The organism is Actinomadura sp. NPDC023710 (genome assembly GCF_040639875.1).
Taxonomy (GTDB): Bacteria; Actinomycetota; Actinomycetes; order Streptosporangiales; family Streptosporangiaceae; genus Spirillospora; species Spirillospora citrea.
Genome location: NZ_JBFAGB010000014.1, coordinates 138,720 through 159,936, shown reverse-complemented (window position 1 = coordinate 159,936; position 21,217 = coordinate 138,720). Strand labels below are relative to the sequence as shown.

Annotated in this window: 17 protein-coding genes; 15 read left to right on the top strand and 2 right to left on the bottom strand. The window is 73.0% G+C overall.

What is annotated here, in order from left to right; all coding sequences use genetic code 11:
- Positions 1–20: 20 nt before the first annotated feature.
- Entirely contained in the window at positions 21–1,445 is a 1,425-nt protein-coding gene (locus AB0H37_RS18430) for an MFS transporter (protein ID WP_360613915.1), read from the top strand.
- A gap of 28 nt (positions 1,446–1,473) precedes the next feature.
- Here AB0H37_RS18430 and AB0H37_RS18425 read toward each other — a convergent pair whose 3' ends face one another.
- The gene (locus tag AB0H37_RS18425) at positions 1,474–1,968 is read right to left on the bottom strand and encodes a transcriptional regulator (protein ID WP_021597992.1); all 495 of its coding nucleotides are present in this window, start codon (positions 1,966–1,968) and stop codon (positions 1,474–1,476) included.
- Between the two features lie 434 nt (positions 1,969–2,402).
- On the opposite strand from AB0H37_RS18425, the gene pyrR reads away from it, so the two are divergent.
- The 13 genes from pyrR (at position 2,403) to metK (ending at position 17,110) form a co-directional block, all read left to right on the top strand.
- Positions 2,403–2,963: a bifunctional pyr operon transcriptional regulator/uracil phosphoribosyltransferase PyrR gene (gene pyrR, locus AB0H37_RS18420; RefSeq protein WP_141577110.1), complete on the top strand. Its 561-nt coding sequence runs from the start codon at positions 2,403–2,405 to the stop codon at positions 2,961–2,963.
- Positions 2,960–3,901: an aspartate carbamoyltransferase catalytic subunit gene (locus tag AB0H37_RS18415; protein ID WP_179833796.1), complete on the top strand. Its 942-nt coding sequence runs from the start codon at positions 2,960–2,962 to the stop codon at positions 3,899–3,901. Before pyrR ends, AB0H37_RS18415 begins: the two co-directional genes overlap by 4 nt.
- Positions 3,898–5,184, top strand: a complete 1,287-nt coding sequence (locus tag AB0H37_RS18410; protein WP_360613912.1) for a dihydroorotase — start codon at positions 3,898–3,900, stop codon at positions 5,182–5,184. The genes AB0H37_RS18415 and AB0H37_RS18410 overlap by 4 nt, the downstream gene beginning before the upstream one ends.
- Positions 5,181–6,299, top strand: a complete 1,119-nt coding sequence (carA, locus tag AB0H37_RS18405) for a glutamine-hydrolyzing carbamoyl-phosphate synthase small subunit (protein ID WP_329093249.1) — start codon at positions 5,181–5,183, stop codon at positions 6,297–6,299. The genes AB0H37_RS18410 and carA overlap by 4 nt, the downstream gene beginning before the upstream one ends.
- Positions 6,299–9,694: a carbamoyl-phosphate synthase large subunit gene (carB, locus tag AB0H37_RS18400; RefSeq protein WP_360613909.1), complete on the top strand. Its 3,396-nt coding sequence runs from the start codon at positions 6,299–6,301 to the stop codon at positions 9,692–9,694. Before carA ends, carB begins: the two co-directional genes overlap by 1 nt.
- A gap of 73 nt (positions 9,695–9,767) precedes the next feature.
- Positions 9,768–10,655 carry a dihydroorotate dehydrogenase electron transfer subunit gene (locus AB0H37_RS18395; RefSeq protein ID WP_329093245.1) on the top strand — a complete coding sequence of 296 codons (888 nt, stop codon included), beginning with the start codon at positions 9,768–9,770 and terminating at the stop codon, positions 10,653–10,655.
- Entirely contained in the window at positions 10,652–11,632 is a 981-nt protein-coding gene (locus AB0H37_RS18390; RefSeq protein WP_179833800.1) for a dihydroorotate dehydrogenase, read from the top strand. The genes AB0H37_RS18395 and AB0H37_RS18390 overlap by 4 nt, the downstream gene beginning before the upstream one ends.
- Entirely contained in the window at positions 11,629–12,333 is a 705-nt protein-coding gene (gene pyrF, locus AB0H37_RS18385) for an orotidine-5'-phosphate decarboxylase (protein WP_179833801.1), read from the top strand. Before AB0H37_RS18390 ends, pyrF begins: the two co-directional genes overlap by 4 nt.
- 774 nt (positions 12,334–13,107) lie before the next feature.
- Positions 13,108–13,434 carry an integration host factor, actinobacterial type gene (mihF, locus tag AB0H37_RS18380; RefSeq protein ID WP_021597647.1) on the top strand — a complete coding sequence of 109 codons (327 nt, stop codon included), beginning with the start codon at positions 13,108–13,110 and terminating at the stop codon, positions 13,432–13,434.
- A 94-nt stretch (positions 13,435–13,528) separates the two neighbouring features.
- On the top strand, positions 13,529–14,116 hold the full coding sequence (gene gmk, locus AB0H37_RS18375) for a guanylate kinase (RefSeq protein ID WP_179838542.1): 588 nt from the start codon (positions 13,529–13,531) through the stop codon (positions 14,114–14,116).
- A 27-nt stretch (positions 14,117–14,143) separates the two neighbouring features.
- A complete protein-coding gene (gene rpoZ / locus AB0H37_RS18370) occupies positions 14,144–14,398 on the top strand; it encodes a DNA-directed RNA polymerase subunit omega (protein ID WP_021597645.1) in 255 nt (84 codons plus the stop codon).
- Positions 14,399–14,549: 151 nt separating this feature from the next.
- Positions 14,550–15,800 (top strand): bifunctional phosphopantothenoylcysteine decarboxylase/phosphopantothenate--cysteine ligase CoaBC, encoded by a 1,251-nt coding sequence (gene coaBC / locus AB0H37_RS18365; protein WP_360613907.1) that lies wholly within the window; start codon positions 14,550–14,552, stop codon positions 15,798–15,800.
- A 116-nt stretch (positions 15,801–15,916) separates the two neighbouring features.
- The gene (gene metK / locus AB0H37_RS18360) at positions 15,917–17,110 is read left to right on the top strand and encodes a methionine adenosyltransferase (protein WP_089312389.1); all 1,194 of its coding nucleotides are present in this window, start codon (positions 15,917–15,919) and stop codon (positions 17,108–17,110) included.
- Positions 17,111–17,279: 169 nt separating this feature from the next.
- On the opposite strand, the gene AB0H37_RS18355 is transcribed toward metK, so the two are convergent.
- A complete protein-coding gene (locus AB0H37_RS18355) occupies positions 17,280–18,833 on the bottom strand; it encodes an MFS transporter (RefSeq protein WP_360613904.1) in 1,554 nt (517 codons plus the stop codon).
- A 248-nt stretch (positions 18,834–19,081) separates the two neighbouring features.
- Between AB0H37_RS18355 and AB0H37_RS18350 the strand changes: the two genes are divergently transcribed.
- Positions 19,082–21,151 (top strand): primosomal protein N', encoded by a 2,070-nt coding sequence (locus AB0H37_RS18350; RefSeq protein ID WP_360613902.1) that lies wholly within the window; start codon positions 19,082–19,084, stop codon positions 21,149–21,151.
- Positions 21,152–21,217: the final 66 nt, after the last annotated feature.

Here is a 21,217-nt window from a genome sequence, read left to right as displayed (position 1 = left end):
GCGAACTTCAGGAGGGCACGGTGGCGGGGCGGGGCGGGCGGGGGCTGGTGCCGCTGCTGGCCTTCCTCGGCGTGATGGCGTACTCGCTCTCGATGGCCGTGGTGACGCCCGCGCTGCCGCAGATCCAGCACGGCCTGCACACGACCCCGGCGGGAGCGGCGTGGGCGCTCACGGCGATGACGCTGTCCGCGGCCGTCGCCACGCCGGTGGTCGGACGGCTCGGCGACCTGTACGGGGCGCGCCGCGTGCTGCTCTGCGTGCTCGCCGTCGCCACCGCCGGGACGGTCGTCGCGGCGCTGGCCGCAACGGTGCCGGTCATGCTCGCGGGGCGCGTCCTCGGCGGCGTCGGCGGCGGCGTCTTCCCGCTGGCGTACACGATCATCCGGGACGTCCTGCCGCCCGCCCGGCGGGCCCCCGCCGTCGGCCTCATGTCGTCCATGCTGGGCCTCGGCGGCGCCGTGTCGTGGTGCCTGGCCGGTCCGATCATCGACCTCCTCGGCTGGCGGTGGCTGCTGTGGCTGCCCGTCATCGGCCTGGTGCCCGGCGTCGTCCTCGCCTGGTGGATCGTTCCGGCCGGACGCCGCGACGGGTCGTCCCGCGCGGCGGCGCGCGTCGACTGGTGGGGCGCCGTCCTCTTCGCCGCCTGGCTCGTGGCCGCGCTGACCGCCCTCACCGAGGGGATGGACTGGGGCTGGACGTCCCCCGGCGTCCTCGGGCTGCTCGCGCTCGCGCTCGCGGGGGCCGGCGCCTGGCTGTGGGTGGAGGGCCGCGTCTCCGAGCCCCTGATCGACCTGCGCCTCATGCGGGTGCGCGGGGTATGGACGGCGAACGCCGCCTCGCTTCTGTCGGGCTATGCGCTGATGGCGGGCGGCCTGCTGTTCCCTCTGCTCGTCCAGCTCCCGGAGGACACCGGGTACGGCTTCGGCGGGACGGCCACGCAGGCGGCGCTGCTCCAGCTCCCCGCCAGCGTCGGGATGACCGTCGCGGGCATGACGGCGGGCCTGCTCGACCGGCGCGTCGGCTCCCGCACGGTGCTGCTCGGCGGCGCGGTGATGACCGGCCTCGGCTACGCGTTCGTGGCGTTCGAGCACGGCGCCATGTGGCACCTCTACGTCGGCGGCCTGGCGCGGGGCATCGGCCTGGGCTTCGCCTACGCCGCCGTGGCGACCCTGGTGGTCGCCGCCGTGCCGCCGGAGGAGACCGGCGTGGCCACCGGCATCAACACGCTGCTCCGCACCGTCGGCGCGTCCCTCGGGACGCAGGTCAGCGCGGTCATCGTCGTCGCGGTCCCCGGTGAGGGCGGGTTCTCCGCCGGGTTCGCGGTGAGCGCCGCGGTCACGGCGGCCGTCCTCCCGCTGGCCCTGCTCGTCCCGCGCCCGGGGCGCAGGCGCGAACACGGAACGGGGCCCGGCGCGGTGCCGGACCCCGTCACGGTCGTGCGGTGAATCGGGTGGTGCGGTGAGAGGCGGTGAATCAGAACGACTCGACGGCGCGGCGCGCCTCCGGGTCGAGGACGCCCCAGCCGATCAGCTCTTCGGTGAGCTCGGTCGGGGACTTGTCATAGATGACCGCGAGTGAACGCAAGTCCTCCTGACGGATGGACAGGACCTTTCCGTTGTAGTCGCCCCGCTGGCTCTGGATCGTCGCGGCGTAGCGGGCGAGAGGACCGGCCTTGTCTTTCGGAAGCTGCTGCAACCGCTCAAGATCGATAACGAGCTTGGGTGTAGGCCCGAGCGGGCTCGGCGCGGCTCCGCCGGGCAGCAACTCGGAAACCGGCACGCCGTAGAAATCGGCGAGCTCGGCCAGCTTCTGAACGGTGACGGCGCGGTCGCCCCGCTCGTACGAACCCACGACGACGGCCTTCCAGCGGCCGCGTGACTTCTCCTCCACACCGTGCAGGGACAGGCCCTGCTGGGTGCGGATGGCGCGCAGTCGCGCGCCGAGAGCCTTTGCATATTCAGACGGCATTCTGCGGCCCCCCAGGCTCACTTTCGTCGTCGTCGGACCCCGGCTTGTCACCGGGGGGAGACAGATTCGCGAAGCCAGGGGGCCTCAGGACTCTGTCTCCAGGGATGGTTACGGACAGTGACGGTAAAACGGGTAGGGCCCCAGGTCAAGCTGATTGGAAAAAAGCGGTCGAATCCGCAGGACTCGATCCGGGCCGTCCGGATCGCGTCCGGCCCGTGCGGACGGGGGCGCGGCGGGCCGGACGGGCGGCCGGGGCTCTCCCGAGCGCCCCCGAATGTGACCCCTCTCACCTGCGAAGACGTGGACGGTGCCGGGTGTCGGGCAGGCGGGACCGGCTGCTAACGTGTGGGGGACACGACGTCCTTTAAGGCCCGTCCCGTGAGGCGGGGAAGGAGGTTTCGGCGGTGAACGCTGCCTTCAGGCAGGAGCATCGCGTGGCGGACGGTGACCCCCGGCCCAAGGCCGTTCTGGAGGGTCCCGACATCCGGCGCGCGCTGACCCGCATCGCACACGAGATCCTCGAGCGGACCAAGGGCGGCCACGACGTCCTGCTGCTCGGCATCCAGACCCGCGGCGTGACGCTGGCCGAGCGGCTCGCCGGGGCGCTGCGCGAGGTCGAGGGCCGCCCGGTGCCCTGGGGCTCGCTCGATGTGACCATGTACCGGGACGACCTGCGGATGCGGCCAGCCCGCGCCCTCGGCCGCACGGAGCTGCCCGCCGAGGGGATCGACGACAGGGTCGTCGTGCTCGTCGACGACGTGCTGTTCTCCGGCCGGACGGTGCGCGCGGCGCTGGACTCGCTGAACGACCTCGGCCGGCCCCGCGCCGTCCAGCTGGCGGTGCTGGTGGACCGCGGGCACCGGCAGCTGCCGATCCGCGCCGACTACGTGGGCAAGAACCTGCCCACCTCCATGCGCGAGACCGTGAAGGTCCTGCTGGACGAGAACGACGGGCGCGACGCGGTGCTGCTCGGCCCGACGGGGGGTGCCGAATGAACCGCCATCTGATCTCCGCCGCCGACCTCAGCCGCGACGACGCGCTGCTCGTCCTCGACACGGCCGAGGAGCTCGCGCAGATCGCGGGCCGCTCCATCAAGAAGCTGCCGACGCTGCGCGGCCGGACGGTCGTCAACCTGTTCTTCGAGGACTCCACCCGCACCCGGATCTCGTTCGAGGCCGCGGCCAAGCGGCTGTCGGCCGATGTGATCAACTTCTCCGCGAAGGGCTCCAGCGTGTCCAAGGGCGAGAGCCTGAAGGACACGGCGCTCACGCTGGAGGCGATGGGCGCGGACGGCGTCGTCATCCGGCACAACGCCTCCGGGGCGCCGCACCGGCTGGCCGGCTGGGTGCAGGGCAGCGTGGTCAACGCCGGCGACGGCACCCACGAGCACCCCACGCAGGCGCTCCTGGACGCGTTCACGATGCGCAAGCGCCTGGGCGACCTGGAGGGCCGCAAGGTCACGATCGTCGGCGACGTGCTGCACAGCCGCGTGGCACGATCCAACGTCCTGCTGCTGGACACGCTCGGCGCCGACGTCACCGTGGTCGCGCCGCCGACGCTGCTGCCGGTCGCGATCGACACCTGGCCCTGCTCGGTGTCCTACGACCTGGACGCCGTCATCCCGAAGAGCGACGTGATCATGATGCTGCGCGTCCAGCAGGAGCGCATGAACGCCGCCTACTTCCCGACGGTGCGCGAGTACAGCCGCCGCTACGGGCTGGACGCCGAGCGCATGGCCGAGCTGCCCGACCACGCCATCGTCATGCACCCCGGGCCGATGAACCGCGGCGTCGAGATCGCCGCCGAGGTCGCCGACTCGGTCCGCTCCACGATCGTCGAGCAGGTCGCCAACGGCGTCAGCGCGCGCATGGCCGTCCTCTACCTGCTGCTCGGAGGCTCCGAGCCCGCCATCGGCCAGGAGGTCCCCCAGTGAGCACCCTCATCATCAAGGGCGCGCGGATCCTCGGCGGCGAGGCCGCCGACATCCTCGTGCGCGACGGCGCCATCGCCGCGGTCGGGACCGGCCTGGACGAGGCCGGTGCCGAGGTCGTCGACGCCGGCCGGCTGGTTGCCCTGCCCGGTCTCGTCGACCTGCACACCCATCTGCGCGAGCCGGGCCGCGAGGACGCCGAGACCGTCGAGTCCGGCACGCGGGCCGCCGCGATGGGCGGGTACACGGCCGTCCACGCGATGGCCAACACCGACCCCGTCGCCGACACGGCCGGCGTGGTGGAGCAGGTGTGGCGCCTCGGGCGCGAGGCCGGGTACTGCGACGTCCAGCCGGTCGGGGCCGTCACGCGCGGCATCGCCGGCGAGCAGCTCGCCGAGCTGGGCGCGATGGCCGACTCCGCCGCCGAGGTGCGGGTCTTCTCCGACGACGGGCACTGCGTGTCGGACGCGGTCATCATGCGCCGGGCCCTGGAGTACGTGAAGGCCTTCGACGGCGTCGTCGCCCAGCACGCCCAGGAGCCGCGCCTCACCGAGGGCGCCCAGATGAACGAGGGCGAGATGTCCGCGGCGCTCGGCCTGGCCGGCTGGCCCGCCGTCGCCGAGGAGGCGATCATCGCCCGGGACGTGCTGCTGGCCCAGCACGTCGGGTCGCGGCTGCACGTGTGCCACGTCTCCACGGCCGGATCGGTGGAGATCATCCGGTGGGCGAAGAGCAAGGGCTGCCCGGTGACCGCCGAGGTCACCCCCCACCACCTGCTGCTGAACGACGCCAGGGCCGAGTCCTACGACCCGATCTTCAAGGTCAACCCGCCGCTGCGCACCGCCGACGACGTCACTGCGCTGCGGCACGCCCTCGCCGACGGGACGATCGACTGCGTCGCCACCGACCACGCCCCGCACCCGGTCGAGGCCAAGGAGACCGAGTGGGCCGTGGCCGCCATGGGCATGATCGGCCTGGAGACGGCGCTGCCGGTCGTCCAGGAGGCCATGGTCGAGACCGGCCTGCTCGACTGGGCCGGGGTCGCCGACCGCATGTCGGTCCGCCCCGCCCGCATCGGCCGCCTTTCCGGACAGGGCCGTCCGCTGGAGGCGGGTTCGCCCGCCAACATCACGCTGTACGACCCGTCGCCGCGTCGCGCCGTGGACCCGTCCGCGCTGACCTCCAAGAGCCGCAACACCCCGTTCGCGGGGCTGGAGCTGCCCGGCCGGGTCGTCGCGACGTTCCTGCGCGGCAAGCCGACCGTCCTCGAAGGGAAGCTCCAATGAACCCTGCTCTGCTCGTTCTGGAAGACGGCAGGGTGTTCCGCGGAGTCGCGTACGGGGCCGAGGGGGAGGCCTTCGGCGAGATGGTCTTCAACACCGGCATGACCGGCTACCAGGAGACCCTGACCGACCCCTCGTACGCGCGCCAGATCGTGGCGATGACGTCCCCGCACATCGGCAACACCGGCGTCAACGCCGAGGACCCCGAGTCGCCCCGCATCCAGGTGGCCGGCTACGTGGTGCGCGAGCCCGCCCGGGTGGCGTCCAACTGGCGCGCCACGGGCTCGCTCGGCTCCGAGCTGCGCGAGCAGGGGGTCGTGGGCATCGCCATCCCCGGCACCCGGGCCCTGACGCGGCACCTGCGCGACCGGGGCGCGATGCGCGCCGGCATCTTCAGCGGCGCGGACGCCGCCCTGGCGGGGGAGGACGCCCTCGTCGAGCGCGTCCGGCAGAGCCCCTCCATGGAGGGCGCGGACCTGGCGCGGGACGTCTCCACCCGGGAGCCCTACGTCGTCCCGCCGTGGGGCATGAGGCGCTACAAGGTCGCGGCCCTGGACCTCGGCATCAAGGCGATGACGCCGTTCCGGATGTCCCAGCGGGGCTGCGAGGTGCACGTCCTGCCGGCGACCAGCACGGCCGAGGACCTCCTCGCCCTCGCCCCCGACGGCGTGTTCCTCTCCAACGGCCCCGGCGACCCGGCCGCCGCGGACTACGCCGTGGACGTGCTGAAGGGCGTCCTCGACACCGGGACGCCGTTCTTCGGGATCTGCTTCGGCAACCAGATCTTCGGCCGCGCGCTCGGCCTCGGCACCTACAAGCTGAGGTTCGGCCACCGGGGGATCAACCAGCCCGTCCAGGACCGGACGACCGGCAAGGTCGACGTGTCGGCGCACAACCACGGATTCGCCGTGGACGCGCCCGTCGACGGGCCGTTCGACACCCCCTACGGGCCCGGCGAGGTCAGCCACGTCAACCTGAACGACGGGTGCGTCGAGGGGCTGAGGCTGCTGGACCGCCCGGCGTTCAGCGTCCAGTACCACCCGGAGGCCGCGGCCGGCCCGCACGACGCCTCCGGGCTCTTCGACCGTTTCTGCGACCTGATGGAGGCGTCGAGGTAATGCCGCGCCGCGAAGACCTGAACTCCGTCCTGGTGATCGGCTCCGGGCCGATCGTCATCGGGCAGGCGTGCGAGTTCGACTACTCCGGGACCCAGGCGTGCCGGGTGCTCAGGGCCGAGGGCCTGCGGGTCACGCTGGTGAACAGCAACCCGGCCACGATCATGACCGACCCCGAGTTCGCCGACGCCACCTATGTCGAGCCGATCACCCCGGAGGTCGTCGAGAAGATCATCGCCAAGGAGCGGCCGGACGCGCTGCTGCCCACCCTCGGCGGCCAGACGGCCCTCAACACCGCCATCGCGCTCTACGAGAGCGGCGTCCTGGCCAAGTACGGGGTCGAGCTGATCGGCGCCGACGTGGACGCGATCCAGGCCGGGGAGAACCGGGAGCGGTTCAAGGACGTCGTCGCCAAGGTGGCCCGCGAGCAGGGCCTGAACGCCGAGTCCGCCCGATCGGTCATCTGCCACTCGATGCCGGACTGCCTGGCGGCGGCGGGCGAGCTCGGCTACCCGCTCGTCGTCCGGCCGTCCTTCACGATGGGCGGGCGCGGCTCCGGCTTCGCCCACGACGAGGACGACCTGCGCCGCATCGCCGGGGCCGGGCTCGACGCGTCCCCCACCGGCGAGGTGCTCTTGGAGGAGTCGATCCTCGGCTGGAAGGAGTACGAGCTGGAGGTCATGCGCGACCGCCACGACAACGTGGTGATCGTGTGCTCGATCGAGAACCTCGACCCGATGGGCGTGCACACCGGCGACTCGATCACGGTCGCGCCCGCGCTGACGCTGACCGACCGCGAGTACCAGAACATGCGGGACGTCGCGATCGCGGTGATCCGCGAGGTCGGCGTCGACACCGGCGGCTGCAACATCCAGTTCGCCGTGCACCCCGGCACCGGCCGGATGATCGTCATCGAGATGAACCCGCGGGTGTCGCGGTCCTCGGCGCTGGCCTCCAAGGCCACCGGGTTCCCCATCGCCAAGATCGCGGCAAAGCTGGCCGTCGGGTACACGCTGGACGAGATCCCGAACGACATCACCCGCGAGACGCCGGCCTCGTTCGAGCCGACGCTCGACTACGTCGTGGTGAAGGTGCCCCGGTTCGCGTTCGAGAAGTTCCCCGGCGCCGACGGCACGCTCACCACGCACATGAAGTCCGTGGGCGAGGCCATGGCCATCGGGCGGTGCTTCACCGAGGCCCTGCAGAAGGCCCTGCGGTCCCTCGAACAGAAGGGCACCTCGTTCAGCTGGGCGGGCGGCGCCGACGCCGCCGAGCTCGTCGAGTCGGCCCGGCGCCCCCACGACGGGCGGCTCAAGGACGTCCAGCGCGCGCTCTGGGCGGGGGCCACCGTCGAGGAGCTGTACGAGGCGACCGGCATCGACCCCTGGTTCCTGGACCAGATCGCCGCCATCAACGAGGTCGCGGACGAGATCCGCACCGCCGACGACGCGCTCACCAAGGACAAGCTGCTGCGCGCCAAGCGGCACGGGTTCTCCGACGCCCAGATCGGCGAGCTGCGCAACCTCTCCGAAGAGGTCGTGCGCGAGCTCCGGCACGCCCTCGGCATCCGCCCGGTTTACCTGACCGTGGACACCTGCGCCGCCGAGTTCGCGGCGCAGACCCCCTACCTCTACTCCGCCTACGACGAGGAGACCGAGGTACCGCCGGGGACCAAGCCGAAGGTCATCATCCTGGGCAGCGGCCCCAACCGCATCGGCCAGGGCGTCGAGTTCGACTACTCCTGCGTCCACGCGTCGTTCACGCTGGCCGAGGCGGGCTACGAGACCGTGATGGTCAACTGCAACCCCGAGACGGTCTCCACCGACTACGACACCTCCGACCGGCTCTACTTCGAGCCCCTCACGCTGGAGGACGTCCTGGAGGCCGTCTACGCGGAGCAGCAGTCCGGCGAGGTCGCGGGCGTCATCGTCCAGCTCGGGGGCCAGACGCCCCTCGGGCTCGCCCAGAAGCTGAAGGACGCCGGCGTCCCGATCGTGGGCACCTCGCCGGAGAGCATCCACCTCGCCGAGGAGCGCGGGGCGTTCGGACGCGTCCTGCACAGGGCGGGCCTGCTCGCCCCCAAGCACGGCACGGCCACGTCCTACGAGGAGGCCCGGGAGATCGCCGCCGAGATCGGCTACCCCGTCCTCGTCCGCCCGTCCTACGTGCTGGGCGGGCGCGGCATGGAGATCGTGTACGACGACGCCACGCTGGAGTCGTACATGGCCCGCGCCACCGAGGCGAGCCCCGAGCACCCCGTCCTGGTCGACCGTTTCCTGGACGAGGCCATCGAGATCGACGTGGACGCCCTGTTCGACGGCGAGGAGCTGTACCTCGGCGGCGTGATGGAGCACATCGAGGAGGCCGGCATCCACTCCGGCGACTCGGCGTGCGCCCTCCCGCCCATCACGCTGGGACACGACGACATCCGCCGCATCCGCGAGTCGACGGAGGCGCTCGCGCGCGGCGTCGGCGTGCGCGGGCTGATGAACGTCCAGTACGCGCTGTCCGCGGGCGTCCTGTACGTGCTGGAGGCGAACCCGCGGGCCTCCCGCACGGTGCCGTTCGTCTCCAAGGCGACCGCCGTGCCGCTCGCCAAGGCGGCGGCCCGCGTGATGATGGGCACGACCATCGCCGAGCTGCGCGCCGAGGGCCTGCTGCCCGAGGCCGGCGACGGCGGGACCCTGCCGCTGGACGCGCCGATCGCGGTGAAGGAGGCCGTCCTGCCGTTCGACCGGTTCCGCAACGAGCACGGGCAGGGCGTCGACATCGTCCTCGGCCCCGAGATGCGCTCCACCGGCGAGGTCATGGGCATCGACGAGGTGTTCGGCACCGCGTTCGCCAAGTCGCAGCAGGCCGCCTACGGGTCGCTGCCGACCAAGGGACGCGCGTTCGTGTCCGTGGCGAACCGCGACAAACGGCACATGGTGTTCCCCGTGAAGCGCCTGGCTGACCTGGGCTTTGAGATTCTTGCCACGGAAGGGACCGCGGAGGTCCTGCGCCGCAACGGCGTGCGTGCCAAGATCGTGCGCAAGCACAGCGAGGGTCCGGGCCCGTCCGGTGAGCCCACGATCGTGCGGCGTGTCCTGGACGGCGAGGTCGACCTCATCGTCAACACTCCCTTCGGCAGCCCCGGCCAGTCCGGGCCGCGGCTCGACGGCTACGAGATCCGTACCGCGGCCGTGCTGCGGGGCGTACCGTGCGTGACGACCGTCCAGGGGCTCGGGGCGGCCGTGCAGGGCATCGAGGCCGTCGCCGGCGGCCAGGTCGGCGTCCGCTCCCTCCAGGAGCACGCCGAGCGGCTCAGCGGCGCGCACGGCCGGGCCGGCGCTTCCGGCCAGGACGGCGCGGACGGCGCGGCGGCCCCGGACGGGGACGGCGCCGTGTCGCCCGGCTGACAGGACCGGGCGGGCCGGGCGGGGAGGACGCCGCCCGGCCGGCCCGGCGCACGCGATGAGGAGAGGGAGACGGGTGTCCGACACGCCGGTGCAGACCTCGGCGACGGTTCTGACGGTCCGCCAGGTGCAGGACTACCGTGCGATGACGCTGGTGGCCCCGGCCATCGCCGAACGGTTCAGGCCCGGCCAGTTCGTGGCGCTCGCCGTGGGCGGCGAGCACACCTCCCGCCTGGTGCGCCGGTGCATCGGGGTCCACGAGGTCAAGTCCGACTACGGCGGCACCGTCGAGCTGGTGTTCGCCGACACCGAGCCCGGCACCGCCTGGCTCGCCGGCCGTCGCTCCCGCGACCAGATCGACCTCCTCGGGCCGCTCGGCCGCCCTTTCCGGCTGCCCCGCGACCCCGTGACCTGCCTGCTCGTCGGCGGCGGGCCCGGCGGCGCGGCCGTGTTCGCGCTGGCCGACTCGCTGTTGCGGCGCGGCTGCCGGGTGCACTTCGTGCTCGCCGGCGCCTCGACCCGGCAGGTGTTCGGGTCCCGCATGGCGCAGCGCATCGGCGACAGTTCGACCGTCGTCACCGAGGACGGGTCGATGGGGGAGCGGGGCACCGTCCGCGACGTGCTGCCCCGCGTGATCGAGGAGACGGGCGCGGACGTCGTCTACGGCTGCGGACCCACGTCCCTGCTGCGCTCGGTCACCCAGATCGCCGGCGACTTCGGCCTGCCCTCGCAGGTGTCGGTCGAGGAGTTCCTCCAGCAGACGGGCGCGTGCGGCATCGGCGTGTGCATGACGTGCATGCTGCCCGTCCACGGCGAGGACGGCGTGACCCGCATGGTCCGCGCCTGCGCGGACGGGCCCGTCCTGCGCGGCGACCGCGTCCGCTGGGGCGACCTCGGCACCATCCCGTTCGACGCGCTCGGCGCGCCGCGCGTCCTGAGCGTCTCTGAAGGGGGCTCGCAGTGAGCGACCGGGTCACGACCACGCTCGGGCCGCTGGAGCTGCCCAATCCCGTCCTGACGGCCTCAGGGTGCGGCGGGACGGGACGGGAGCTCGCCCAGTTCTTCGACCTCACCCGCCTCGGCGCGTTCGTCACGACGTCGGTGATGGCGCAAGCGCGCGCGGGACGTCCCACACCGCGTGTGACCGAGACCCCGAGCGGCCTCCTGACCGCCATGGGCCTGCCCGGCCCCGGCGTGGAGACCTTTCTGGAACGTGACCTGCCCTGGCTCATCGAGCAGGAGGTCCGGACGATCGTGTCCGTCGCGGGCAGCAGCGTCGAGGAGTACGGCGACCTCGCGCGCCGCCTCCGCAACGTCCCGGGCGTCGCCGCGATCGAGGTCAACGTAGCCTGCCCCAACGTCGAGGACCGCGGCCGCATGTTCGGCTGGCACCCGGCCGCCGCCGCGTCCGTGGTGCGGGCCGTGCGCGCGCACGCCCGGCCCGGCGTCCCGGTCTTCGCCAAGCTCGCCCCCGACGTGACCGACATCGTCACCATCGCGCTCGCGTGCGTCGACGCGGGCGCCGACGGCCTCACCCTGATCAACACCATGGACGCCATGGCGATCGACCCGCAGACGCTGCGTCCGGCCCTCACGGGCGTGTCCGGCGGCCTGTCCGGGCCCGCCGTGCGGCCGGTCGCGGTCCGCTGCGTCTACCAGGTGCACGCCGCGCTGCCCACCACCCCCATCATCGGCGTCGGCGGCATCGCCACCGGCCTGGACGCCCTGGAGTTCATCCTCGCCGGGGCCTCCGCCGTCGCCGTCGGCACCGCCCTGTTCCACGACCCCGCGGCCGGCCCGCGCGTCCTGCGCGAACTGGAGGAGGCGCTCGCGGCCCGCCGCATCGGCCGCCTCGCCGACGCCGTCGGCCTCGCGCACAAGCCCGCCGGGTACGTCCCGCCCCAGGTGCGCCGGCAAGAACCCGAGAAGGAGAAGCTGTGACCGCCGCCCCCATCGCCGTCGCGCTGGACGCGCCCGACCTGGAGACGGCCGCGCGCTGGGCCACCCTGGTCACGCCGCACGTCTCCACCGTCAAGGTGGGCCTGGAGCTGTACCTGCGGTACGGGCCGGACGTCGTCGCCAGCGTGCGGGGCGCCAGCCGCGTCCAGGTGTTCCTCGACCTCAAGCTGCACGACATCCCCGCCACCGTCCGCGGCGCCGCCCGCGCCGTGGCCCGCCTCAAGCCGGCCTACCTGACCGTGCACGCCGCCGGAGGGCCCGCGATGATCCGCGAGGCGGTGCAGGCCGTCCCCGCCACCAAGATCGCCGCGGTGACGGTCCTGACGTCCCTCGGGGACGCCGATCTCGCCGCCCTCGGCCTCGCGGGGCCCGCCCCGGACGCCGTCCGCCGCCTCGCCGTCCTCGCCGTCGAGGCGGGCGCTCAGGCCCTCGTGTGCTCCCCGCAGGAGGCCGCCGCCGTCCGCGCGGAGGTCGGCCCGGACATCACGCTCATCACGCCCGGCGTCCGCCCCGCCGGCTCCGGCAACCAGGACCAGGCCCGTGTCGCCACTCCCGAGGACGCCCTGGCCGCCGGCGCCGACCTGCTGGTCATCGGCCGCCCCATCACCGCCGCCCCCGATCCCGGCGCCGCCGCGGCCGCCATCGCCGCCGCGCTGCGCCGCACGTCCGCCGGCACGGCCTGAACGCGGCCCGAGCACGCCCCGAGTGGGCACGGCCGCCCGCGCGGGGACATGCTCGGCGCGCCATTGGTGCGCGGGCGCACAGAACCGCTTTGTGCGTGTGAGTTTTGTGGCGCGGGCGATCGCGATTGTGGTTTTAGTCGCATGCGAATGCCGGGACGGAGTCGTCGCATTGCGATACGTGCCGAACGGCGAACTCGTTCACGCGGAGGGGCGATTCCGGACCGGGGGGAGTCTCCGGACGGGACGGCCGGCGTCTCCGCGTCCATGGGGTGCCCTGGCGGCGGGCTGGGGGGAGCTGGTGCGGTGCGGGTGTCCTCCGGGCCGAGCGGACGATCTTGGCGGGTGTTGTCGAGGATGACAGTAACGGTGCCGGGGCGACGTGCGGAACGGCGTGGCGTGACGAGTGTCACTCGGTCGGGATCATTTGTGGGAGGCCCCGCCACCGCCCTCCGGCGGGGCCCCGGGGGGCGGTGGCGGGACCGTGGCGGCCCGGCCGTCCGGGGGCGTGAAGTGCAGCGGCAAGGCGGTACCGGGTGCCACATTTGCGGTCAGAATGGGCGGATTTTCACGATCATGCGAAAGTCCCAGCAAGGCAAGGGGATGCGGCCCCGAGGGGGCCGAGTTGGGTACACTCTGTATTCAGGACACTCCGAGGAGTGATTTTCGTGAATTTGTGGCGGGCTAAACGGCACTTCACGTTGCCTTATGGGTGGTGAACTCGCTAGTTTCCCAACCCGTCCGACTCCGTCGAGTGGAAACCTGAGGTGACCCGGCGTGGCTCTTCCGCCCCTAACCCCCGAACAGCGCGCCGCAGCCCTTGAGAAGGCTGCCAAGGCTCGCAAGGAGCGGGCCGAGGTTAAGAACAAGCTGAAGCACGGGGGAACCTCGCTCGCCGAGGTTCTCAAAGAGGGTCAGTCCGACGACGTCATCGGAAAGATGAAGGTGTCGGCCCTTCTGGAATCGCTGCCCGGTGTGGGCAAGGTCCGTGCGAAGCAGATCATGGAGCGCCTGGGCATCGCCGAGTCCCGCCGTGTGCGGGGCCTCGGCGCCAACCAGCGCGCATCCCTGGAGCGTGAGTTCGGCGGAAGTGCGAACCGCTGACGCGCGACTCACGGGCGGGCGCGGCGGTCAGGCCGCCGCGGCCGGCTCGGGGCGACCCGTAGACGGCACCATCCCGCCCGGCTCCGGCGCACCCATCGCTGCGCCGGAGGACTCCAGGCCGCATGGCCCGCTCGCGCGGCGGCTGACGGTCCTGTCCGGGCCGTCGGGCGTCGGCAAGAGCACGGTCGTCGCCGAGATCCGGCGCTCACACCCCCGGGTGTGGCTGTCGGTCTCGGTGACCACCCGGGCCCCCCGCCCGGGTGAGACCGACGGTGTGCAGTACTTCTTCGTCGACGACGCCGGTTTCGACCGGCTCGTCGCCGAAGGGCAGCTCCTCGAATGGGCCGAGTTCGCGGGCAACCGCTACGGCACCCCCCGCCGGCCCGTCGAGGAACGCCTCGCCCGCGGCGAGCCGGTGCTCCTGGAGATCGACCTCCAGGGCGCCCGGCAGGTCCGCCGGTCCATGTCCGAGGCGCGCCTGGTGTTCCTCGCTCCCCCCAGCTGGGAGGAGCTCGTCCGCCGCCTCACCGGACGCGGCACCGAGCCCCCCGAGGTCATCGAGCGCCGCCTCGACGCGGCGCGCGTCGAACTCGCGGCCGAGAAGGAGTTCGACGTCACGCTCGTCAACACGTCCGTGCAGGACGTGTGCGACGAGCTGCTAGCCTTGATGGCTGACCAGTAGCCTGTTCAATCTACGGAAGGCCACCGAGTGGCAGCCAGCAACGAGGGCATCACCAACCCTTCGATCGACGAGCTCCTCGAGGTCGTCGACACCAAGTACGGCCTCGTGAGCATCGCGGCCAAGCGCGCCCGGCAGATCAACGCCTACTACGCCCAGCTGGGCGAGGGCCTGCTGGAGTACGTCGGCCCGCTCGTCGAGACGCAGGTCCAGGAGAAGCCGCTGTCGATCGCGCTCCGCGAGACGCGCGAGGGCCTGCTGAACGCCGAGCCCATCGAGGGCTGAGGCTTCCGGGGCGGCCGGCGCCGCTCGCCGGCCCGCCGCCTCCGCCGATGGCCGCGTCCGCGGCGTTCTCCGGGGGCCGTCCTCAGGCCCCGGAGCGGATACGCGCACCCCGGGGGGAGAGCGGGCGGCGTCTGATGGGATCGTGGGCCCTATGACCTCCCCCAAGCCGCGCGTCGTGCTCGGAGTGAGCGCCGGCATCGCCGCGTACAAGGCGTGCGAGCTGCTCCGGCGGCTCACCGAGTCGGGCCACGACGTCACCGTCGTGCCGACCGCGGACGCGCTCCGCTTCGTCGGAGAGCCCACCTGGGCCGCCCTGTCCGGCAAGCCGGTGTCCCCGCGGGTCTGGGACGGCGTCGCCGAGGTCCCGCACGTCCGGCTCGGTCAGCAGGCCGACCTGGTGTTCGTCGCCCCGGCCACCGCCGACCTGCTCGCCAAGGCGGCCCACGGCCTCGCCGACGACCTGCTGACCAACACCCTGCTCACCGCCCGCTGCCCCGTCGTGTTCGCGCCCGCGATGCACACCGAGATGTGGCAGCATCCGGCCACGCAGGCCAACGTGGCGACCCTGCGGGAGCGCGGCGCCGTCGTCGTCGAGCCCGCGTCCGGGCGCCTCACGGGCAAGGACACCGGGCCCGGCCGGCTGCCCGACCCCGCCGAGCTGTTCGAGGTCGCCCGGCACGTGCTGGCCCGCGGCGCCGCCGGACGCGACCTCGCCGGCCGGCACGTGGTCGTCTCCGCCGGGGGCACCCGGGAGGCCATCGACCCCGTCCGCTTCATCGGGAACCGCTCGTCCGGCCTGCAGGGCCACGCCCTCGCCAGGACGGCCGCGGCCCGCGGCGCCCGCGTGACGCTCGTCTCGGCGAACGTCGCCCTGCCCGACCCGGCGGGCGCCGAGGTCGTCGCCGTCGGATCGGCCGAGGAGATGCGCAAGGCCGTCGTGGAGGCCGCCGGATCGGCCGACGCGGTCGTCATGGCCGCCGCCGTCGCCGACTTCCGCCCGGCCGGCTACCGCGGCTCCAAGATCAAGAAGACCGAGGGGGCGGAGCCCGAGCCGATCCGGCTCGTCAAGAACCCCGACATCCTGGCCGAGCTGGGCAGGATCCGGAGGCCGGGCCAGGTCGTCGTGGGATTCGCGGCCGAGACCGACGACGTCCTCGCCAACGGGCAGGCCAAGCTCGCCCGCAAGGGCAGCGACCTTCTCGTCGTCAACCAGGTCGGCGAGAACCTGACCTTCGGCCGCCCCGACAACGCCGCGGTCATCCTCGGCGCCGACGGGTCGCGCACCGAGGTGCCGCGCGGGGCCAAGGAGGCGCTCGCCGAAGTCGTGTGGGACCTCGTCGCCGCGCGGCTGGAGCGCACGTCGTCAGGCGTACGTCAGGGTGAAGGGCATCGTGCCCGCTAGACTTCTGCCCCTAACATCGTGGGGAACCCATGGCGGGGGGCGGCCTCCCTCGCCGAACTCGACAAAGAATCCGTTCTGCGACGTCAGTCAGCAGCCGCTGCAAGGAGTTCACGTACGTGTCTCGCCGCCTGTTCACCTCCGAGTCGGTGACCGAAGGTCACCCGGACAAGATCGCGGACCAGATCAGCGACGCGATCCTCGACTCGATGCTCAAGGACGACCCGAAGAGCCGGGTCGCCGTCGAGACGATGATCACGACGGGTCAGGTGCATGTGGCCGGTGAGGTCACCACCGAGACCTATGTGGACATCCCGGGCGTGATCCGGGAGAAGATCCTGGAGATCGGCTACGACTCGTCCAAGAAGGGCTTCGACGGCCACTCCTGCGGCGTTTCGGTGTCCATCGGCGCGCAGTCGCCCGACATCGCGCAGGGCGTCGACGACGCCTACGAGACCCGCGAGGGCGAGGGCGTCGACGACCTGGACCGGCAGGGCGCCGGCGACCAGGGCCTGATGTTCGGGTACGCCACCAACGAGACGCCCGAGCTGATGCCGCTGCCGATCACGCTGGCGCACCGGCTCGCCCGGCGGCTGTCGGCGGTCCGCAAGAGCGGCGACGTGCCGTACCTGCGCCCCGACGGCAAGACCCAGGTCACCATCGAGTACGACGGCGACCGCGGCGTCCGCCTCGACACCGTCGTGGTGTCCAGCCAGCACGCTCCCGACATCGACCTGAAGGAGCTGCTGGGCCCGGACGTCAAGGAGCACGTCGTCGACCCGGTGCTCGCCGAGTTCGAGCTCGACACCGAGAACTACCGGCTGCTGGTGAACCCCACCGGCCGCTTCGAGATCGGCGGCCCGATGGGCGACGCCGGCCTCACCGGCCGCAAGATCATCGTGGACACCTACGGCGGCATGGCCCGGCACGGCGGTGGCGCGTTCTCCGGCAAGGACCCGTCCAAGGTCGACCGCTCCGCCGCGTACGCGATGCGCTGGGTCGCCAAGAACATCGTCGCCGCGCAGCTCGCCGACCGCGCCGAGGTGCAGGTCGCCTACGCGATCGGCAAGGCCCACCCGGTCGGGGTGTTCGTGGAGACGTTCGGCACCGAGAAGGTCGCCCCCGAGAAGATCGAGAAGGCGATCGGGGACGTCTTCGACCTGCGCCCGGCCGCGATCGTCCGCGACCTGGACCTGCTCCGCCCGATCTACCAGCAGACGGCCGCCTACGGCCACTTCGGCCGCGAGGAGCCCGACTTCTCCTGGGAGTCGACCGACCGCGCCAAGGACCTGGCCTCCGCCGCCGGCCTGTAACCGGTCTTCCGCGAAGAAGGGCCCCGGGGTGTCCCGGGGCCCTTCTTCGCGCGTCTGTGCCTGTCCTGCGCCCGGCGCGGTGGGCTGTCCCGTGAACCCCTCCCTGTACGTGCGGTGGGCGTCGTGCGGACCACGCAAGGCCGCTGCTTGTGCGGACGGGCGGAGGGGGTCAGCGGGCGCAGTGGTTGCCGCGGTGCAGGCCGTAGCGGGCGGCGATGGTGTAGCGGCCGGGGGTGTGCGCCTCCAGCCGGACGAACTCGCCCGCGCGCCTCAGGCAGGCGTCCCCGCCCGTCGCGCTCAGCCAGGGGGACCAGGAGACGCGCACCAGGACGGACCCGGGCGAGGGCATGTCGACGACGAGCTTGCCGGAGTCGAGGGTGCTGACGAACGCGGGCCTGTCGACGAGCGGCGTGGGGCCCGCCACGCGGTACAGCCGCCAGTGCTCGTCCCGCCAGATCTCCGTCAGGTACGGCTGGCCGCCTTCGACGAGGGCGGCCTCCTCCTGCGCCGACCAGTCGACCTCCTGCTCGGGCAGGACGACGTACTGGACGGCCCACTTGTGCAGCCAGTCGCGGTACGAGGCGGGCGTCAGCGCGCCCTTCTCGTAGAACAGCCCGTGGCGTTCGGCGTCGACCTGGCGGTTCCAGCCGCGGGCGAGCGCGAAGTGGCGGCTGAGGCCGGAGGACTCCCAGTGGGAGCGCAGCGGGACGACCTCGATGCGCGCGTCGCCCGCGCCGACGGCGCCCATCTGGGCGACGAGGCCGCGGGCGTGGTCGGCGGCGGTGGCCGCGGGCTCGGTGTGGATGAGGTCGTCGACGGGCTTCACGACCTGCCAGGACGCCGTCACGATGAACGCCAGCGACAGCACGGCGATCCGGACCCGCCCGTGCGCGCGTGCGACGGCCGACAGCAGGAACATGCCGCCGAACAGCAGCGAGAGGCGTTCGACGTTGCTGCCGATGGGGGAGGGGATCAGCCAGGTCAGCACGATCCCGGCCAGGTAGACGGCGGCGCCGGTCCGGACGAATCTCCAGCCCTTCGGCGCGCAGAACAGGATCGCGGCGACGCTGGTGACGGCGGGCAGCACGATCGCGTTCAGGGAGATCGGCTGGACGCCGCTGAACGGGAAGAGCAGGCTGGTCGTGCCGACCACGACGGGGAGGCCCACGGCGACGCAGACTCCGGCGCGGCGGCGTCCGGTGAGGAAGAGCGCGGCGGCAAGCACCAGCAGGAACAGGCCCGCGACGGGGCTCGCGAGCGAGGCCAGCACGCTCAGCACGACCATCGCGGCGGCGCGCAGGGCGGGCGTCCCGCGCGGGGTGAACGCCACGATGGCCGCCATCAGCGCGAACATCAGCCCCAGGCCGAACGTGACGCGGCCGGAGGCGGCGTTGCAGGACAGCGCGAAGGCGGCCCAGAGCGAGGCGGGCAGCGCGACCGGGGCCCTGAACTGCTTGAGCAGGTACGCGGTGAGCGTGGCGCAGAACGTGCCCGTGATCACCGCGACCGTGCGGATGCCGAACAGCGCCATGAGGTACGGCGACATGAGGCTGTAGGAGGCGGGGTGCATCCCGCCGTACCAGGCGAAGCTGTAGGCCGCGCCCGGGTGCTTCCAGGCGAAGTCCGTCCACGCGGCCTGCGCCGCGAGGTCGCCGCCCTCGGTCGCGAGGAACAGGCCCCACACCAGGTGCAGGACGGCGGCGGCCAGCGTGGCGGCGACCACGGGGTGGCGTGCCCACTTCTTCCACCGGGAGGCGGTTGAGGGGCCTGGGGAACGGCGTGACGCCCCGTTGCTGTCCGGGGAGTCCGTCCGCTCATGGGCATGAGCTGTGGTCACATCGCCTGCAGGGCTCGTCGGACGGCGAGGGTGCGGACGGCGTCGGGCAATGGGCCGGAGGACGCGCACCCGTTCAAACGGACCAACCCTAGCGCGCGAGTTCGGCTGTCGGATCGATCTGGTAGGACGGGGACGTGACGAAGGACGGCGGGGGAACGGACCTGATCCCGGGGCTGGACGCCCTTCCGGGCGCGGCCGCCGCCAAGCCGAACAAGCCCGGAGGACCCGCAAAATCGGGGAAGAAGGGGGCGCGCCGCCCGGCCGCGGAGCTGCCCGTCGCGCGGATCGCGGTCGACATGTCGCTCCCGCACCTGGACCGCCCCTTCGACTACCTCGTCCCCGCCGAGCTGGACGCCAGGGCGGTCCCCGGCTGCCGCGTGCGGGTGCGCTTCGCGGGCCAGCTCGTCGACGGCTTCCTCCTGGAGCGGGTCGCCGAGAGCGGCCACGGCGGCAAGCTGCTGTTCCTGGAGAGGGTGACCTCGCCCGAACCCGTCCTGGCCCCGGAGATCGTCGCGCTGGTGCGGGAGGTGGCCGACCGCTACGCGGGCACGTTCGCGGACGTCCTGCGGCTCGCCGTCCCGCCCCGGCACGCCCGCGTCGAAGCCGAGCCCGTGGAGGAGACCGCCCCCGTCCTGCCCGAGGCGCCCGAAGCCGGCGTGTGGCGGGAGTACCCGGCGGGGGAGTCGTTCCTGAGCGCGCTGGCCGCAGGGAGGGCGCCGCGGGCCGTGTGGACGGCGCTGCCCGGCCCCGACCGGACGGCGGCCATCGCGCGCGCGGTCACCGCCACGCTGAGCGGCGGGCGCGGTGCGCTGATCGTGGTCGCCGACGGACGCGACGTGGCGCGGGTCGACGCGGCGCTGGAGGCGGAGCTGGGAGAGGGGCTGCACGTCGCCCTGACGGCGGAGCTGGGCCCGGCGGAGCGCTACCGGAGATGGCTCGCCGTCCTGCGCGGCAAGGCGCGGGTGGTCGTCGGCACCCGCGCCGCCATGTTCGCCCCCGTCGCAGACCTGGGGCTGGTCGTGCTGTGGGACGACGGCGACGACGTCCACGCCGAGCCGCACGCGCCGTATCCGCATCCCCGTGACGTGCTGGCCCTGCGCGCCCACCGGTCGGGGGCCGGCGCCCTGATCGGCGGGTTCACCCGGACGACCGACGCGACGCAGCTCGTGGAGACCGGCTGGGCCCATGCGCTCGCCGCCGACAGGAACCGCGTCCGGGCGAGGATGCCCCGCGTCCGCTACGTGGGGGAGGACGCCCAGCTCGCCCGGGACGGCGCCGCCCGCACCGCGCGCCTGCCGAACGTCGCGTTCGAGGCCGCCCGGCAGGCGCTGGAGAGCGGGCCCGTTCTCGTCCAGGTGCCGAGGCGCGGTTACGTCCCCGGCATCGCCTGCGGGAGATGCCGCACGCCGGCGCGCTGCCAGACCTGCCAGGGGCCGCTGGCGCTCGCCTCGTCGCACGCGGCCCCGTACTGCGGCTGGTGCGGCCGCATCGCGGGCGACTGGCACTGCTCCGAATGCGGCTTCTTCCAGGTGCGCGCCGTCGTGGTGGGCGCCAAGCGCACGGCGGAGGAGCTCGGCCGGGCGTTCCCCGGTGTGCCCGTCCGCACCTCCGGCCGCGAGGCCGTCCTCGACCGGGTCGGCCCGGAAAGGGCACTCGTGGTGGCGACGCCCGGGGCCGAGCCTCCGGCGGAGAGCGGATACCTTGCCGCGCTGCTGCTGGACGGCTGGGTCCTCCTCGGACGGCCGGACCTGCGCGCCGGTGAGGAGACGCTGAGGCGCTGGATGAACGCGGCGTCGCTCGTCCGCCCGCAGGGCCCGGTGATCGTCGCGGCCGAGGGGGCGCTGCCGGAGGTCCAGGCCCTCGTCCGCTGGGATCCGGTCACCTACGCGGAGCGGGAACTGGCCGAGCGCAGGGAGGTGGGCTTCCCGCCCGCCGCGCGCATGGCGTCGCTGACCGCGTCCCCGGCCGCCATACGGGAGCTGCTGTCCGACACCCGGTTGCCCGATGGCGCGGAGGTCCTCGGGCCCGTTCCCGTCCCGCAGGCGGGCGCGGATGCCCAGGACAAGGAACGCGCACTGATACGAGTACCGCGCGCCGCAGGCAACGCCCTGGCGCGCGCGCTGAAGGAGGCCCAGGGCGTACGCAGCGCCCGCAAGGCGACCGAGACCGTACGCGTCCAGATCGACCCCCTGGAACTGATCTGACCGTGCCGAACTGATCTGACCGTGGGGAACTCGGCCGACCGCGTGGAACTCGACCGACCGTGGGGA

Bases quoted from the DNA above. Each gene is read 5' to 3' on its own strand.
- AB0H37_RS18425 (WP_021597992.1), bottom strand. From the start codon at position 1,968: ATGCCGTCTGAATATGCAAAGGCTCTCGGCGCGCGACTGCGCGCCATC.
- AB0H37_RS18415 (WP_179833796.1), top strand. From the start codon at position 2,960: ATGAACCGCCATCTGATCTCCGCCGCCGACCTCAGCCGCGACGACGCG.
- carA (WP_329093249.1), top strand. From the start codon at position 5,181: ATGAACCCTGCTCTGCTCGTTCTGGAAGACGGCAGGGTGTTCCGCGGA.
- carB (WP_360613909.1), top strand. From the start codon at position 6,299: ATGCCGCGCCGCGAAGACCTGAACTCCGTCCTGGTGATCGGCTCCGGG.
- coaBC (WP_360613907.1), top strand. From the start codon at position 14,550: ATGACCTCCCCCAAGCCGCGCGTCGTGCTCGGAGTGAGCGCCGGCATC.